The organism is Cellulomonas aerilata (assembly GCF_007991755.1).
Taxonomy (GTDB): Bacteria; Actinomycetota; Actinomycetes; order Actinomycetales; family Cellulomonadaceae; genus Pengzhenrongella; species Pengzhenrongella aerilata.
The window spans coordinates 34,796-49,638 of record NZ_BJYY01000018.1 but is presented as its reverse complement, the minus strand read 5'-3'; the positions used below and the strand labels follow the sequence as shown (position 1 = coordinate 49,638).

At 73.0% G+C, this 14,843-nt stretch carries 11 protein-coding genes; 7 read left to right on the top strand and 4 right to left on the bottom strand.

The genetic code is table 11. The annotated features are described in order from the left end of the window. Nucleotides 1-10 precede the first annotated feature (10 nt). Nucleotides 11-1,453, top strand: a complete 1,443-nt coding sequence (locus CAE01nite_RS14320) for an aminobutyraldehyde dehydrogenase (protein ID WP_222595944.1) — start codon at nt 11-13, stop codon at nt 1,451-1,453. Between the two features lie 39 nt (nt 1,454-1,492). Here the strand turns inward: CAE01nite_RS14320 and CAE01nite_RS14315 are convergent, their stop codons facing one another. After that, nucleotides 1,493-2,167: a TetR/AcrR family transcriptional regulator gene (locus CAE01nite_RS14315; protein ID WP_146905946.1), complete on the bottom strand. Its 675-nt coding sequence runs from the start codon at nt 2,165-2,167 to the stop codon at nt 1,493-1,495. Between the two features lie 145 nt (nt 2,168-2,312). Here CAE01nite_RS14315 and CAE01nite_RS14310 point away from each other — a divergent pair, with 145 nt between their 5' ends. Both CAE01nite_RS14310 and CAE01nite_RS14305 read left to right on the top strand, forming a co-directional pair. Beyond that, on the top strand, nt 2,313-3,758 hold the full coding sequence (locus CAE01nite_RS14310; protein WP_146905944.1) for a flavin monoamine oxidase family protein: 1,446 nt from the start codon (nt 2,313-2,315) through the stop codon (nt 3,756-3,758). Between the two features lie 240 nt (nt 3,759-3,998). Continuing rightward, nucleotides 3,999-5,558, top strand: coding sequence for an APC family permease (locus tag CAE01nite_RS14305; RefSeq protein ID WP_146905942.1), 1,560 nt, complete (start codon nt 3,999-4,001; stop codon nt 5,556-5,558). 81 nt (nt 5,559-5,639) lie between these two features. On the opposite strand, the gene CAE01nite_RS14300 is transcribed toward CAE01nite_RS14305, so the two are convergent. Continuing rightward, entirely contained in the window at nt 5,640-7,142 is a 1,503-nt protein-coding gene (locus tag CAE01nite_RS14300; protein WP_146905940.1) for a helix-turn-helix domain-containing protein, read from the bottom strand. Between the two features lie 142 nt (nt 7,143-7,284). On the opposite strand from CAE01nite_RS14300, the gene CAE01nite_RS14295 reads away from it, so the two are divergent. Then, nucleotides 7,285-9,183, top strand: coding sequence for a phosphoenolpyruvate carboxykinase (GTP) (locus CAE01nite_RS14295; RefSeq protein ID WP_146905938.1), 1,899 nt, complete (start codon nt 7,285-7,287; stop codon nt 9,181-9,183). A gap of 134 nt (nt 9,184-9,317) precedes the next feature. Here the strand turns inward: CAE01nite_RS14295 and CAE01nite_RS14290 are convergent, their stop codons facing one another. Together CAE01nite_RS14290 and CAE01nite_RS14285 are read right to left on the bottom strand one after the other, a co-directional pair. Beyond that, nucleotides 9,318-10,262: a GGDEF domain-containing protein gene (locus CAE01nite_RS14290; RefSeq protein ID WP_146905936.1), complete on the bottom strand. Its 945-nt coding sequence runs from the start codon at nt 10,260-10,262 to the stop codon at nt 9,318-9,320. 188 nt (nt 10,263-10,450) lie between these two features. Continuing rightward, the gene (locus CAE01nite_RS14285) at nt 10,451-11,137 is read right to left on the bottom strand and encodes an alpha/beta fold hydrolase (protein ID WP_186816599.1); all 687 of its coding nucleotides are present in this window, start codon (nt 11,135-11,137) and stop codon (nt 10,451-10,453) included. A 182-nt stretch (nt 11,138-11,319) separates the two neighbouring features. Here CAE01nite_RS14285 and CAE01nite_RS14280 point away from each other — a divergent pair, with 182 nt between their 5' ends. Genes CAE01nite_RS14280 through CAE01nite_RS14270 form a run of 3 tightly spaced genes read left to right on the top strand, consistent with a single transcriptional unit; the run spans nt 11,320 to nt 14,818 of the window. Next, nucleotides 11,320-12,855, top strand: coding sequence for an ABC transporter ATP-binding protein (locus CAE01nite_RS14280; RefSeq protein WP_222595943.1), 1,536 nt, complete (start codon nt 11,320-11,322; stop codon nt 12,853-12,855). Next, the gene (locus CAE01nite_RS14275; RefSeq protein WP_222595942.1) at nt 12,852-13,913 is read left to right on the top strand and encodes an ABC transporter permease; all 1,062 of its coding nucleotides are present in this window, start codon (nt 12,852-12,854) and stop codon (nt 13,911-13,913) included. The genes CAE01nite_RS14280 and CAE01nite_RS14275 overlap by 4 nt, the downstream gene beginning before the upstream one ends. After that, nucleotides 13,910-14,818: an ABC transporter permease gene (locus CAE01nite_RS14270; protein ID WP_146905934.1), complete on the top strand. Its 909-nt coding sequence runs from the start codon at nt 13,910-13,912 to the stop codon at nt 14,816-14,818. Before CAE01nite_RS14275 ends, CAE01nite_RS14270 begins: the two co-directional genes overlap by 4 nt. The last annotated feature ends 25 nt before the right edge of the window (nt 14,819-14,843 follow it).

The window sequence follows — 14,843 nt, the reverse complement described above, 5'->3', positions numbered from 1 at the left end:
AGTCAGACACGTGGCACACGACGTCGTGGTCCTCCAGAACTTCGTCGACGGTCAGTTCGTCGACGCCGTCGGCCCCGGACGGCTCGACGTCGTCCATCCCGGCACGGGCGGGCGTGTCGCGCTCTCGCCGGTCTCCGACGTGGCCGACGTCGACGCGGCGATGGCGGCCGCGGCGGCGGCGTCCCGGACGTGGCGTCGAACGACCCCGGGCGAGCGGCAGCGCCTCCTGCTCCGCCTGGCCGACGCCGTCGAGGCGGGGGAGCAGGCCCTGGTCGAGGCGCAGCACCGCAACACGGGTCAGCCGCGTGCCCAGATCGCCCAGGAGGAGGTCTCGGCGGGCGCGGACAGCCTCCGGTTCTTCGCCGGCGCCGCGCGCACCCTGGAAGGCAAGGCTGCCGCGGAGTACCTGCCCGGGCACACCTCCTACGTGCGCCGGGAGCCCCTTGGGGTCGTCGCGCAGGTGACGCCGTGGAACTACCCGCTGCTGATGGCGATCTGGAAGATCGGCCCCGCGCTGGCGGCCGGCAACACGGTCGTGCTCAAGCCGTCGGACACCACCCCGGAGTCCACGCTGGAGCTCGCCCGGATCGCGGCGGGCGTGCTCCCCGCGGGGGTCCTCAACGTGGTCCTCGGTGACGCGTCCACCGGGCAGCTCATGACCGAGCACCGCACGCCGGCGATGGTGGCCATCACCGGGTCCCTCCGGGCGGGACAGGCCGTCGCGGCCAGTGCCGCCCGCGCGGTGCGCCGCACGCACCTGGAGCTGGGCGGCAAGGCCCCCGCCGTGGTGTTCGCCGACGCCGACCTGCCGGCGACCGCGAAGGCGCTGGTCGAGTTCGGCACGTTCAACGCCGGGCAGGACTGCACTGCCGTCACGCGGGTCCTCGTGCAGGACACCGTGCACGACGAGTTCGTGGAGCTGCTCGCGCGCGCGGCGCAGGAGACGGTCACCGGGGACCCGGACGACGCGAGGAACGCCTACGGGCCGCTCAACAACGCCGGCCACTTCGCGGCCGTCCAGGAGAAGGTCGCCACGCTCCCGGCCCACGCCAGGGTCGTGACCGGCGGCGAGCGGGTCGGCGAGGCAGGCTGGTTCTTCGCACCGACCGTCATCACCGGCGTGCGCCAGGAGGACCGCATCGTGCAGGAGGAGACCTTCGGGCCGGTGCTGACGGTCCAGCCCTTCGCCGGCGAGGAGGAGGCCGTCCGGCTCGCCAACGACGTGGACTTCGCGCTCGCCTCGAGCGTGTGGACGTCGGACCACGGCACGGCCATGCGGGTGTCCCGCGACCTGGACTTCGGGTGCGTGTGGGTCAACACGCACGTCCTCCTGACGGCGGAGATGCCCCACGGCGGGTTCAAGCACTCCGGCTACGGCAAGGACCTCTCGTTGTACTCGGTCGAGGAGTACACCCGGGTCAAGCACGTCATGCACGCGCTCGGGGAGGACTGACGCGCGGTCGTCGTCAGGCGCCCGTACCGGCGCGCGCCGTCAGGCGTCCCGTGCCGGCGCGGCGGCCAGCCGTGCGCGCAGGCCTTCGACGAGCGCCGCGAGACCCAGCTCGAACGCGTCCCGGGCCGGGTCCGCGGTGGACCGTGCACGGGTGGCCGCGTCGAACACCGGGGCCTGGGGAGCCAGCTCGCCGACCTCGAAGATGTCGGGTGGGGCGGTCGCGTCCAGCGCCGACCCCAGCACGAAGGACTCCACCGCGGTGATCACCGCGACCACCTCGTCCTCGGGCCACCCGCCCGTGCGCAGCCCGCGCGCGACCTGCTCGTACATCGCCACCGTGTGCGGCGCCCCGGTGATCGGGGTGACGGCGATCACCGCGACCAGAGGGGCGTGCAGCGCGTAGATGTCCCGGTACGAACGCGCCCATCGCACCAGGGCCTCGTCCCAGGGCAGGGCCGGGAAGCCGCCGGCGTCCACGTCCTGGTTGACGCGGTCCTGGACCCAGCGCAGCACGTCGCGCTTGGACGCCGCGTGGTTGTACAGGGCCGAGGGCGCGACCCTCAGCTGCCGGGCGAGGCCCGCCATCGTCAGACCGGGATAGCCGCGGGACTCGATCAGCGCCATGGCCGCACGGGTGATGGTGGCCGGCGAGAGCACCGGAGAGCTCGGGCGACCACGTCCGCGTGCCCGCGTGCTGGTCGGCTCGCTGCTCATGGCCGCCCATCCTGCCGCACCGGGCGGGGGTCGCCCGCCGGTCCGGACCGGTCCGGCGACGCCTCTTGACGTGCGCCGCGTCACACGTCTTAATGATCACTATTCATTTGCGGGCCCTGGTCCGCTCCACCGACGGGACCACACCATGACCTTGCCCCAGCAGACGACCACCCCGGTCATCGAGCGCGACGCCGTCGCTCCCGGGGGCGCCGCGGTCGTCGAGCGTGACGTCGCGATCGTCGGCGCCGGCCCCGCGGGGCTCATGGCGGCGCGCCGCCTGGTCCGCGACGGCTACTCCGTCGCCGTGCTTGAGGCACGCGACCGCGTCGGCGGACGGACCTGGAGCGACGTCGTCGACGGCGCCTGGCTCGAGATCGGCGGGCAGTGGGTCTCCCCGGACCAGACGGAGCTGCTCGCGCTCGTCGAGGAGCTGGGCAAGCAGACCTACCCCCGGTACCGCGACGGCGACTGCGTGTACGTGTCCCCGGACGGCGTCCGCTCGCGCTACACCGGCGACCGGTTCCCGGTCGCCGAGCGCACCGCCACCGAGATGGAGCGGCTCATCGCCCTGCTCGACGGGCTCGCCGCCGAGATCGGCGCCGAGGCGCCCTGGGCCCACCCCCGAGCCCGCGAGCTCGACACGGTCTCGTTCGCCCACTGGCTGCGCCAGCAGTCCGACGACGCCGAGGCGTGCCAGAACATCGGGCTGTTCATCGCCGGCGGCATGCTGACCAAGCCGGCGCACGCCTTCTCGGCGCTGCAGGCGATCCTCATGGCCGCCTCCGCCGGCTCCTTCTCGCACCTCGTGGACGAGGACTTCGTGCTGGACCGGCGCGTCGTCGGCGGCATGCAGTCCGTCTCGGTCGCGATGGCCGACGAGCTGGGCGCCGACGTGCACCTGTCCACCCCGGTGCGCACCATCCGGTGGTCCGCCGAGCACGGGGGAGGCGCAACGGTCGTCTCCGACCGCGTGACGGTCCGGGCCCGCCAGGTGGTCATGGCGGTCCCGCCGAACCTGTACTCGCGGGTCTCCTTCGAGCCGGCGCTGCCCCGCCGCCAGCACCAGCTCCACCAGCACCTGTCGCTCGGCCTCGTCATCAAGGTCCACGCCGTCTACGACACCCCGTTCTGGCGTGCGCAGGGACTGTCCGGCACCTGCTTCGGGGCGGGCCGGTTGGTGCAGGAGGTCTACGACAACACCAACTTCGGGGACAGCCGCGGCACCCTGGTCGGCTTCGTCTCGGACGAGAAGGCGGATGCGATGTTCGCCCTGCCCGCCGAGGAGCGGCGCCGCCGGATCCTGGGGTCCATCGCCGCGTACCTCGGGGACGAGGCGCTCTCGCCGGTGGCGTACCACGAGTCCGACTGGGGCTCGGAGGAGTGGACCCGCGGTGCCTACGCCGCGAGCTACGACCTGGGTGGTCTGTCCCGCTACGGGGCCGACCAGCGCCAGCCGGTCGGCCCGATCCGCTGGGCGTGCTCGGACCTGGCAGCCGAGGGCTACCAGCACGTCGACGGCGCCCTGCGGATGGGCCGCCGGGTCGCCGAGGAGATCCACGCCCACCTGACCAGCGAGGTGCTGGTCGGCTGAACGCTCGTCCCCGGCGATCACCGCCGGGCACGGGCTCGCCCCACCGGGCGAGCCGCAGGGGGCAGAGCACGACCCGCACGACCTCGCGGACCGGACCAGCGCCGGGAAGCCCCGCGAGCCCTGTCGACGACGACGTCACCCTCACGATTGGGCAGGTACGACCATGAAGCACGCCATCGACCCCTCCGCCGGCCGGCACCACGCCGCCTGTCCGACCCAGCCGCGCGCCGTGGACGCCGCGTGACCGCCGTCGAGCGGGCGGTCGCGACGCCGCCCGCGCAGGTGGCCGAGGCCGGTGGCCTCAGCTCCAAGGGGCTGAGCGCCGGGAGCCTGGGCCTGGTCGGCTCGGTCGCCATCGGCGTCTCGACGATCGCCCCGGCGTACACGCTCTCCGGCGCGCTCGGCCCGACCGCGTCCGCCGTCGGGGAGCAGCTGCCGGCGATCTTCCTCGTCGGCTTCCTGCCCATGCTGCTCGTCGCGCTGGGCTACCGGCACCTGAACCGGGCGATGCCCGACGCCGGCACCACGTTCACCTGGGGCTCGCGCGCGTTCGGGCCGTGGATCGGGTGGATGGGCGGGTGGGGTCTGCTGGCCTCGACCATCCTGGTGCTGTCCAACCTCGCCGGGATCGCCGTCGACTTCCTCTACCTGCTGCTCGCGCAGCTCACCGGGAACGACTCGCTCGCCGACCTCACGCGCAACGTCCCCGTCAACATCGCCACCTGCCTCGCCTTCATGGCGGTCGCCTGCTGGATCGCCTACCGCGGGATGGAGGCGACGAAGGTCGTCCAGTACGTCCTCGTGGTGTTCCAGGTGGTCGTGCTGCTGTGGTTCGCGATCGCCGCCTACGCGCACGTCGCCGCTGGTACCGCGTTCGAGGGCCTGCAGATCCGGCCGGAGTGGTTCAACCCCCTGGAGGTCGACTCGTTCTCGGCCTTCGCCGCCGGTGTCTCCCTGTCGGTGTTCGTCTACTGGGGCTGGGACGTCGTCCTCACCATGAACGAGGAGACCAAGGGCACCCGGACGACGCCGGGCAAGGCGGCCACGACGACGATCTTCGTCATCGTCGCGCTGTACCTCGCCGTCGCGCTGGCCGTGCTGTCCTTCTCCGGCACCGGTGCGGCCGGGCTGGGCCTGGGCGCCGAGGGCATCGGCGAGAACGTCTTCGCCGGACTGGCCGGCCCGGTGATGGGCCCGGCCGCGATGCTCATGTCCCTCGCGGTGCTGTCGTCCTCGGCGGCGTCGCTGCAGTCCACGATCATCTCCCCGGCCCGCACGATGCTGGCGATGGGCCACTACGGCGCCCTGTCGCCGAAGTACACCCGCATCACGCCGCGGTACCGTTCCCCGGGCTACGCCACGGTCGCGGCGGCCGTCATCGCCTCGGTGTTCTACGCCGTCATGCGTGTCGTCTCCGAGGACGTCCTGTGGGACACCATCACCGCGCTCGGCATGATGGTCTGCTTCTACTACGGCATCACCGCCCTGGCCTGCGTCTGGTACTTCCGCAAGGAGGCCTTCCGGAGCGCCGGGACGTTCCTCGGGAAGATCCTCGCGCCCGGCGTCGGCGGCCTGCTGCTGCTCGTCTTCTTCGTCCAGACGTCGGTCGACTCCATGGACCCCGCCTTCGGGTCGGGCTCGGAGATCGGGGGCGTGGGGCTGGTGTTCGTGCTCGGCGTCGGGGTCCTCGCGCTCGGCGTCGTGGTGATGCTGGTCGAGCGCGCGCGTCGTCCGGCGTTCTTCCGGGGTGTCACCCTGCCCCGCGCGGACTCCACCGAGCCGACCGTCGACGCACTCTGACACGGTCGCGCGCCCGCGGGCGGGGACCGGCGCGACGCGCTGGTCCCCGCCCGTCGTCGGTCGGACGCCCACCGGCGGGGCTCACCCGGCGTCGGCGTGCCCCTGGAGGAACCGGTACACCTCCGACTCCTCGACCCCGGGGAAGGTGCCGCTGGGCAGCGGGGCGAGGATCTGCGCGTGCACCGCCGCGCTCGGCCAGGCGTGCGGTGCCCAGCGACGCGCGAGCTCGGGTTGCGCCTGACGGCAGCACCGCGGGTCGGGGCAGGTCGACCGGGTGCGGGTCGTCGTGTCACGGCCGCGGAACCACCGGGCCGACGTGAAGGGCACGCCGACGCTGATGGAGAAGCCGCCGGACGACGCCGTCCCGGTCTGGGTCGATGCCCAGTAGGTGCCGGCCGGCGTGTCGGTGTACTGGTGGTACTCCGTCGTGCGGTCACGGCGGGCGAAGGCCCGCCGTGCTGGCCACTGCCGGCAGACGAGCTGGCCCTCGATGGCTCCCGTGCCGTCCGTCGGGAACGGCATGCCGTCGTTCTCGTACCCCTTGTAGACGGCTCCGTCGTCGCCGACCCGCAGGAAGTGCAGACGGACGTCGAGCTGGGACGTGAGCAGGTTCGTCATGCGCTGCGCCGCCGTCTCGTGGGTCACCCCGAAGGTGTCGCGCAGGTCCTCCACGGCCAGGTCGCGCGCCCGCTTGGCGTCGGCGAGGAAGGCGACCGCCACGTCACGGGGCAGGAGGCAGGCCGCGGCGAAGTAGTTGATCTCGATCCGCTGGCGCAGGAAGTCGGCGTAGTCCCGGGGGCGCTCGTGCCCCAGGACCCGGTGCGCGATCGCCTGCAGGGCGAGCGACCGCAGCCCGTGCCCGCCCGGGATGGAGGCGGGCGGTAGGTAGATCCGGCCGTTCGCCAGGTCCGTCACCGTCCGGGTGGAGTGCGGCAGGTCGTCGACGTGGATGAGCGTGAAGCCCAGGTGCTCCGCCATCCGCGCGACGTTGCGGTGGGTGAGCGCACCGGACGCATACCCGACGGTCCGCAGGACGTCCTGGGCGGCCGCCTCGATCTCCGGCAGGTAGTTGTCCCGCTCGCGCATCCACCGGCGCAGCGCCGTGTTGGCGCGTCGCGCCTCCTCTGGCGTCGCGATGGCGGCGTCCGACCGCCGCGCGAGCTCGTCGTGCAGACCGACGAGGGCCGCGAGGGCGTCCGTCGGCAGCGTCCTGGACGGTCGGACGACCGGGAGCCCCAGCGCGGTGTACGCGCCGCTGCGCTGCGCCTGCTCCAGGGCGATCTCCAGTGCGGCGCGACGCGACGGCGGCTCGTCGGAGAGCAGCTCGGCGACGGAGACCTCCAGCGCACCGGCGATCGCGGTGAGCAGCGACAGCCGCGGCTCACGGCGTCCGTTCTCGATCAAGGAGAGCTGGCTCGCCGTCGTACCGGTGACCGACCCGAGCCGGCCCAGCGTGACGCCGCGAGCGACCCGGAAGTGGCGGATGCGCCGGCCCAGGGTGAGCAGGTCGTCGGCGACCGGTGCGTCCGCGCGGCGACCGACGTCGATGACCGGAGCGCGTGGAGACAGGGCGTCCTCAGGCATGGATGTGACTGTAGCGAAAGAACGTCGATTCTTTCCGGTACCGGGGGCTGGGCGGTGCACCGCTGTACCGCCAGGGTGACAACGACGACGACAAATCCGTGACCGGCGGCAGCGGCCCAGGTTGCGAGGAAGGGACCCCACCATGACGCTCACCATCGACCAGCCGCCGACCCCGCGGACCTCCGAGGACGCCATCGAGCACGACACCCCGGCGGCCACCGGCGCCCCGGGGGGGCACCACCGCCTCCGGGACTGGGTCGCGTCGATCGCCGAGCTCACCGGACCGGACGCGGTCGTGTGGTGCGACGGCAGCGACGAGGAGTACGACCGGCTGTGCGAGCTGCTCGTCTCCCAAGGGACGTTCCTGCGGCTGGACCCGGTCCGTCGCCCGCGCAGCTTCCTGGCCCGGTCGACGCCGGACGACGTCGCCCGGGTGGAGAGCCGGACGTTCATCTGCTCCGAGCGCGCGAGCGACGCCGGGCCGACGAACAACTGGCGAGCGCCCGGCCCCATGCGCACCGAGCTGCGGGACGTCTTCGCCGGCTCCATGCGGGGGCGGGTCATGTACGTCGTCCCCTTCTCGATGGGACCGGTCGGCTCGCCGCTGGCGCAGATCGGCGTCGAGGTCACCGACTCCCCGTACGTCGTCGTCTCCATGCGCACGATGACTCGCGTGGGCACCCGGGTGCTCGAGGAGCTGGGCGCCGAAGGCGACTTCGTGCCCGCCGTGCACAGCGTCGGCATGCCCCTGGTGGAGGCCGACGGTCGTCGCCGGGAGGACGTCCCGTGGCCCTGCAACGCCCTGAAGTACATCTGCCACTTCCCCGAGACCCGTGAGATCTGGTCCTTCGGCTCGGGCTACGGCGGCAACGCGCTGCTCGGGAAGAAGTGCTTCGCCCTGCGGATCGCCTCCGTCATGGGGCGCGACGAGGGATGGTTGGCCGAGCACATGCTGCTCCTGCGGCTGACGTCCCCCGAGGGCAGGGCGTTCCACGTCGCCGCCGCCTTCCCGTCGGCGTGCGGGAAGACCAACCTGGCCATGATCAGCCCCACGGTCGCGGGATGGACCGCCGAGACCATCGGGGACGACATCGCCTGGATGCGCCCGGGGGGGCCCGGCACCGACGGCCGGCTGCGCGCCATCAACCCCGAGGCGGGGTTCTTCGGGGTCGCGCCCGGGACGGGCGAGTCCACCAACCCGATCGCTGTCGCGATGGTCGCGTCCGACACGGTCTTCACCAACGTGGCGCTCACCGACGACGGCGACGTCTGGTGGGAGGGGCTGACGGACGACGTCCCCGCGCACCTGGTCGACTGGCAGGGCGAGGACTGGACGCCTGACGCCGGCCGACCTGCCGCGCACCCGAACTCTCGCTTCACCGTGCGTGCCGACCGGTGCCCGTCCATCGCCGACTCCTGGCAGGACCCCGCCGGCGTGCCGATCGACGCGATCGTGTTCGGGGGGCGCCGCGCGACCAACGTGCCGCTCGTCGCGGAGTCGTACGACTGGGCGCACGGCGTGCTCATGGGAGCGACCATCTCGTCGGAGCAGACCGCCGCGGCCGAGGGGACCGTGGGGGCGCTGCGCCGCGACCCCTTCGCCATGCTGCCCTTCTGCGGCTACAACATGGCCGACCACTGGGACCACTGGCTGCGGATCGGCGAGCAGCTGGGGGAGAGCGCCCCCCGGATCTTCTCCGTCAACTGGTTCCGCAAGACGACGGACGGCACGTACCTGTGGCCCGGGTTCGGCGAGAACTCCCGGGTCCTCGCCTGGCTGCTGCGCCGTGTCGACGGAACGGCCCGGGCGACCCCGTCACCGGTGGGCCTGCTGCCGGCGCCTGGTGAGCTCGAGGTCGACGGACTGGGCCTCGCGCCGGACGTGGTCGACGAGCTGTTCCGGGTGGACCCCGCTGCGTGGCTCGCCGAGACCGACGACGCCGAGGAGTGGCTGGGCCGCTTCGGGGACCGGCTGCCGGCCGCCATCACGGACCAGGTGGTGCGGCTGCGGGAGCGCCTGTCGGCGGCGCCCGGGCGGTAGCACCGGGACGCCTACGGGTGCTGCGCTCGGTCCCGTCGGCGCTCCGGGGCGCGAGTCGGGAGCGCCTGCGTGAGCCCGGTGCTCAGCGACGGCCGTCGAGCCGGCCGGCGTCGCTGCGTCGGCAGACCCGCGACCTATCGGGTGCCGGCGCCGTCGCCGAGGCCTGGGGGAGAGGTCATCACGGCGATCCTCAGATGCCCCGGGCCGGTGCGCTTGGCGGCGTACATCAGGTCGTCGGTGTACCGGAGGACCTCCTCGACGGTGCGCCGCTCGGTGACGAGCAGCGCACCGACGCTCACCGTGGCCGTGACCCGTGCCTCGCCGAGCTCGTACGGACGATCTCCGACGGCGAGGAGCCGCCGGGCCACGTGGCGCAGCTCGTCCTCGTCGGCGACGCGGCGGGCCAGCACGACGAACTCGTCGCCCGCCAACCTGCCGACGACGTCGCGCATGCGCGAGGCCGCCGTCAGACGCTGGCCCAGCTCGACGAGGACCGCGTCGCCGGCGGCGTGTCCGTTCGTGTCGTTGATGGACTTGAAGTCGTCCACGTCGATGAAGAACAGCCCGAACGGCGTGGGAGCCGCGGTGATGAGCTGACTCAGGGCTCGCCGGTTGGGCAGCTCGGTCAGGTGGTCCTGCAGGGCCTGCGTCCGCAGGAGCTCCTCCGCGGCGACGTCGGCGTCCACGTTGCGCCAGGACACGACGAGGTCACCCTCGACGGCGGTCACGCGCACATCCGCCCACCCGGCGGTGGAGTGGGGGTCGTCCGGGTGGGCATCGGTCCAGACGCGCCGCAGCGACTCGGTGCCGCCGGTGTCCAGCACCCGGCGGTAGAGCTGGAACAGCTCCGGTGACCGGCTCGCGAGGTGCATGCGCCCCGCGGCCCGGTCGCCCCCCTCGCGGGCGTGGGTGCCGTTGATGTCGGAGACGGTGAAGTCCTCCACCCGGCCTGCGGCGTCGCGGAGGGGCCTGAGCAGGATCAGCGGGTCGAGCGTCGTGTCCACGATGGCCGCCAGACGCGCGCGCAGGAGGGAGACGGTGGTCTCCTGCGTGCAGCTCGACTCGGGCCACTCGTCCATGACCGCATCGTCGCAGGAACGCCGACGCCTCACGGCGCGTCCGTCACCCAGTGCGTGCCGACTTCACCCGACACGTGCTCCGGACGGCTCAGCATGCCGGGAGGGTGACGGTCGCAGGCGCGGTTCGCGGCGTCACCGGAGCGCGTCCCGCCGGAGAGCAGGGAACGGAAGGGCTCGTCAGCGCGAGCTCAGCCTCCGGACAGCTCGCGCCTGACCGAGACGACCAGCCGGGCGAGCGTCAGCGGAGCCTCGATCGGGACGAAGTGCGCGCACCCCTCGACCACGCGGTGCGTGAGGCCGAACGCCTCCTCGAGCGCTCCGGCGGCCTGGAACCGGGCCGGTGGGGACTGCGCCCCGACCGTGACCAGCACGGGCCCCTGGCCACGGCGTGGTGCGGACGGCTCGAAGGCCCGGAACATCGCGAGGTCGCGCTCGACCGCCCCCGGGTCGTCCGGTGCCATCTCGGGGGACCACAGCGGTCCATACAGCGTGCGCCCGAACCCGGCGACACCGTGGGCCGCGAACGCGGCGGCCACCGGCGCGAGCAGGCCGGGCAGCAAGCCGCCCACCGCGGGCTCGTGCAGGATGGCGCCGGCAAGCCTGACCTCGCTCGACGCCAGCGCGAGCCCGAGGGTGGCGCCCCCGCTGACCCCCACCACGAGCGCCCCCTCGGCCCAGGGAGCGAGGTCGGCGACCTCCGCGGCGAGGTCGCCGCTGGACCGACGGTCGGGTGCGACCACGGGCAGGTCGCGGAGCTCGGCGCGCACCCGGTCCCAAAGGCGGGCGGTGGTCCCCGCACCGTGCACGAGCAGCACCGGCGGCCCGGAGCGCGGGGCGACCGGGTGCGTCAGGCCGGAGGCGGTGGTCCGGGTCATGGGAGCACGGTAGGTCGGGTGTGCAGCCTCGGGTCCCTGCTCGGGAAAAGCGAGCGCACCACGGAAACATGACCGTCAGCCGGGAAACACCAGGGCAACATGGTGTCAACCCTCGTGACATCTCGGGCATTTAGGTTTCCCGGCGTGGATATCACGACGAATTGCGTGCACGAGGACTCACGGTGACCGCGCCGAGCCACCGGAGACCTCCGAGCCGCATCGGCGCACCGCCCGCCCTGCTCGACGTCGTCGGGTTCACCAAGTCCTTCGGTGACGTGCACGCCAACACCGACGTCGACCTCTCCGTCCAGCGCGGCGAGGTGCACGCGCTCGCCGGTGAGAACGGGGCAGGCAAGAGCACGCTGCTCAAGATGATCTTCGGGGTGTACGAGCCCGACGCCGGACGCATGTTCGTCGACGGCCAGCCCGTCACCCCGGGCAACCCGGCCCATGCCCGCGCGCTCGGCATCGGCATGGTCTTCCAGGACCTGCGGCTCGTCCCCGCGCTCACCGTGGCGGAGAACGTCGCGCTCTCGCTGCGCACCGGCTTCCGGCTCCGCATGGACGGCCTCGTGCGCCGCATCGAGGAGGCGAGCCGGTCCTACGGCCTCGACGTCGACCCGCGGGCGCAGGTGCGGACGCTGTCCATCGGCGAGCGCCAGCGCGTGGAGATCCTCAAGACCCTCATGGCCGGCGCGCGCCTGGTCATCCTCGACGAGCCGACGAGCGTGCTCGCCCCCCAGGAGGTCCAGTCGCTGTTCGAGGTCGTCGAGCGGCTGAAGGCCGAGGGGCTCGGCGTGGTCATCGTCACCCACAAGCTGAACGAGGTCCGGGCGATCGCCGACCGGATGACGATCCTGCGCCGGGGGGAGGTGGTCCTCAACGCGGTGGCACCTGCCGACTACACGGACGGCGCGCTCATCGAGGCCATGGTCGGGCGTGCGGTGGCGCCGCTGCCCCGTCAGCGCCGTCCCGTGGACCCGGCCGGACGCACCCTGCTGGCCCTGTCGGACGTGCGCACCGACGGGGACCGCGGGTACGAGGCGCTCAAGGGCATCGACCTGGACGTCCGTGCCGGCGAGCTCGTCGGGATCGCCGGCGTCGCCGGGAGCGGCCAGAGGGAGCTCTTCGAGGTCGTCCTCGGGCTCCGCCCGCTCACCAGCGGGCACGTCGAGGTCCGCGACGTCGACGGCGTCCCGGCCCGGCCGCGGGTCGCCGCGGCCATCCCGGAGGACCCGGTCGCGGACTCCGTCGTCCCGGGTCTGAGCGTGCTCCAGCACATGGTGCTCGACGGCCGGGAGGTCCCACGCAAGGGCGTCGGCGTCGACTGGGCGGAGGTCGGGCGGCGCACGGCCGAGGCGGACGCGAAGGTCGGGCTGGACATCGCGGCGCCCCGGCGCACCCTCTCGGGCCTGTCGGGCGGCAACATCCAGCGCGTCGTGCTGACGCGCGAGCTGAGCACGTTCTCGCCCGTCGTCGTCGCCGCGTACCCGAGCCGCGGTCTGGACATCGCGAACGCACGCCGCACGCAGGAGGTCCTGCTCGAGCAGCGTGCGGCCGGAGCGGCGGTGCTCATGGTGTCCGAGGACCTGGAGGAGCTGATCTCGATGGCGGACCGGATCGTGGTCATGCACGACGGGCACGTGGCGGGCGTCGTGGCCGCCGCCGACGCCGACCGGATGGCGCTCGGCCGCCTCATGCTGGGAGGTGCGGCGTGACCGGCGTCGCCGTCGGCGCTCCGCGACGGACCGCCGCGCTGACCGCGCGGACCGGGACCGCGGCACGGTGGCTGGCCGCCTGCACCGCAGCCCTCGTGATCTTCAGCGCCTTCATCCTCGCCAACGACGTCGACCCGCTGTCCGTCCTGGGCACGATCTGGACGTCGGTCCTCACCGAGCCCCGCCAGGTCGAGCAGATCCTCGTCCGCGCCACTCCCTTCGCGCTCGCGGCACTGGCCGTCGTGGTCCCCGGCCGGGCGGGCCTGGTCAACGTCGGCGGTGAGGGACAGGTCATCGTCGGCGCGGTCGCCGCAGCCGGTGCCGGCATGTGGGTCGGAGCCGACGCCGCTCCCGCCGTCGCCGTCACCGTCATGGTCCTCGCCGCCGTCGTCGCCGGCGGTGCGTGGGCGGGGATCGCCGCCGCCCTGCGCCTGGTCGGCGACGTGAACGAGGCCGTCACCACGGTCCTGCTGAACTTCGTCGCCCTGTACCTGATGCTGTTCCTCATCCTGGGCAGCTGGCGGGACGACGCCGCCATGGGTCAGGCGACCAGCCCGGAGATCGGCCCCGGAGCGAAGCTCCCTCTGCTCGGCACGTCCGGGGTCCACGTGGGGATCGTCGTCGCCGTCATCGCGGCCCTGGTCATCTGGTTCGCGTTCACCCGCACGACGTGGGGCTTCCGCCTCACCGTGGTGGGCGGCAACCCGGAGGCCGCCCGGCGCGCGGGGCTGCCGGTGACGGTGCTGCTGCTGTCCGCGCTGGTCCTCGGCGGCGTCCTCGCCGGGCTCGCCGGCTACGTCCACCTCGCCGGCGCGGAGTACAAGCTCCGCCCGACGTTCGGGGCCAACATCGGCTACATCGGGTTCCTCGCCAGCTGGCTCGCCCGGCACCGGCCGCTGGCCGTGCTCGTGTCCGCCGCCGCCGTCGCGGCGATCGCCATCACCGGCAACACGCTCCAGATCTCGGCGGGGCTCCCCGCAGCCAGCGTGAACATCCTCATGGGGCTCGTCCTGGTCGCGGTGCTCGGTTGGACGTCCGTACGGAAGGCCGACGCATGATCATCGACATCCTCTCCGGAGGCGTCCGCGGCGGGACCTCGCTGCTGTTCGCGGGGCTCGGCGAGACGATCTCCGAGCGCGCAGGGGTCATCAACCTCGGCACCGAGGGCGCCATGCTCGTCGGGGCGCTCGGCGGGTACGCCGTCACCTTCCACACCGGCAGCCCGTGGCTCGGCGTCCTGGGCGGTGCCGCGGCGGGCGCCCTGCTCGCCCTCGTCCACGCCGTCCTCGTCGTCAGCCGTGGCGCCAACCAGTACGCGAGCGGGCTGACCCTGTTCTTCCTGGCCCTGGGCCTCACCGCGCTGTTCGGGGTCGACTACGTCAGTCGCCAGATCACCGCGTTCACCCCGGTCAAGATCCCGGTGCTGGGTGACATCCCCGTCGTCGGCCCGGTGCTCTTCGACCACGACCCCCTCGTGTACGCGGGCTACGTGGTGGTGCCCCTCGTGGCCTGGGTGATGTTCCGGACGCGGGCCGGCCTGCTCCTGCGGTCCGCCGGGGAGCGCGCCGACGCCCTGGGCGTCAACGGCTACTCCGTGGTGGCGGTCCGGTACGCCGCGGTCGTCTCCGGCGGGGCGCTCGCGGGGATCGGCGGTGCGCACATCTCGATCGCCTACGCGAACAGCTGGTTCGAGAACATGATCGCCGGCCGCGGGTTCATCGCCGTCTCCCTCGTCATCTTCGCGATGTGGCACCCCGTCAACGTCCTGCTCGGCGCCTACCTGTTCGGCGCGGCACTCTCGCTCGCCTCGGTCCTCCAGGCCAACGGCGTGGACGTCAACCAGTTCGCCCTCAACGCCATCCCGTTCCTCATGACGCTCGTCGTCCTGACGGTGCTCGGCAAGCGCACGCTGCGCAAGGCCCCCGACGAGCTCCTCAAGGTCCTCGAGACCGCCAAGGCCTGACCCGGCATCGCGCCCCCGTGGCCAT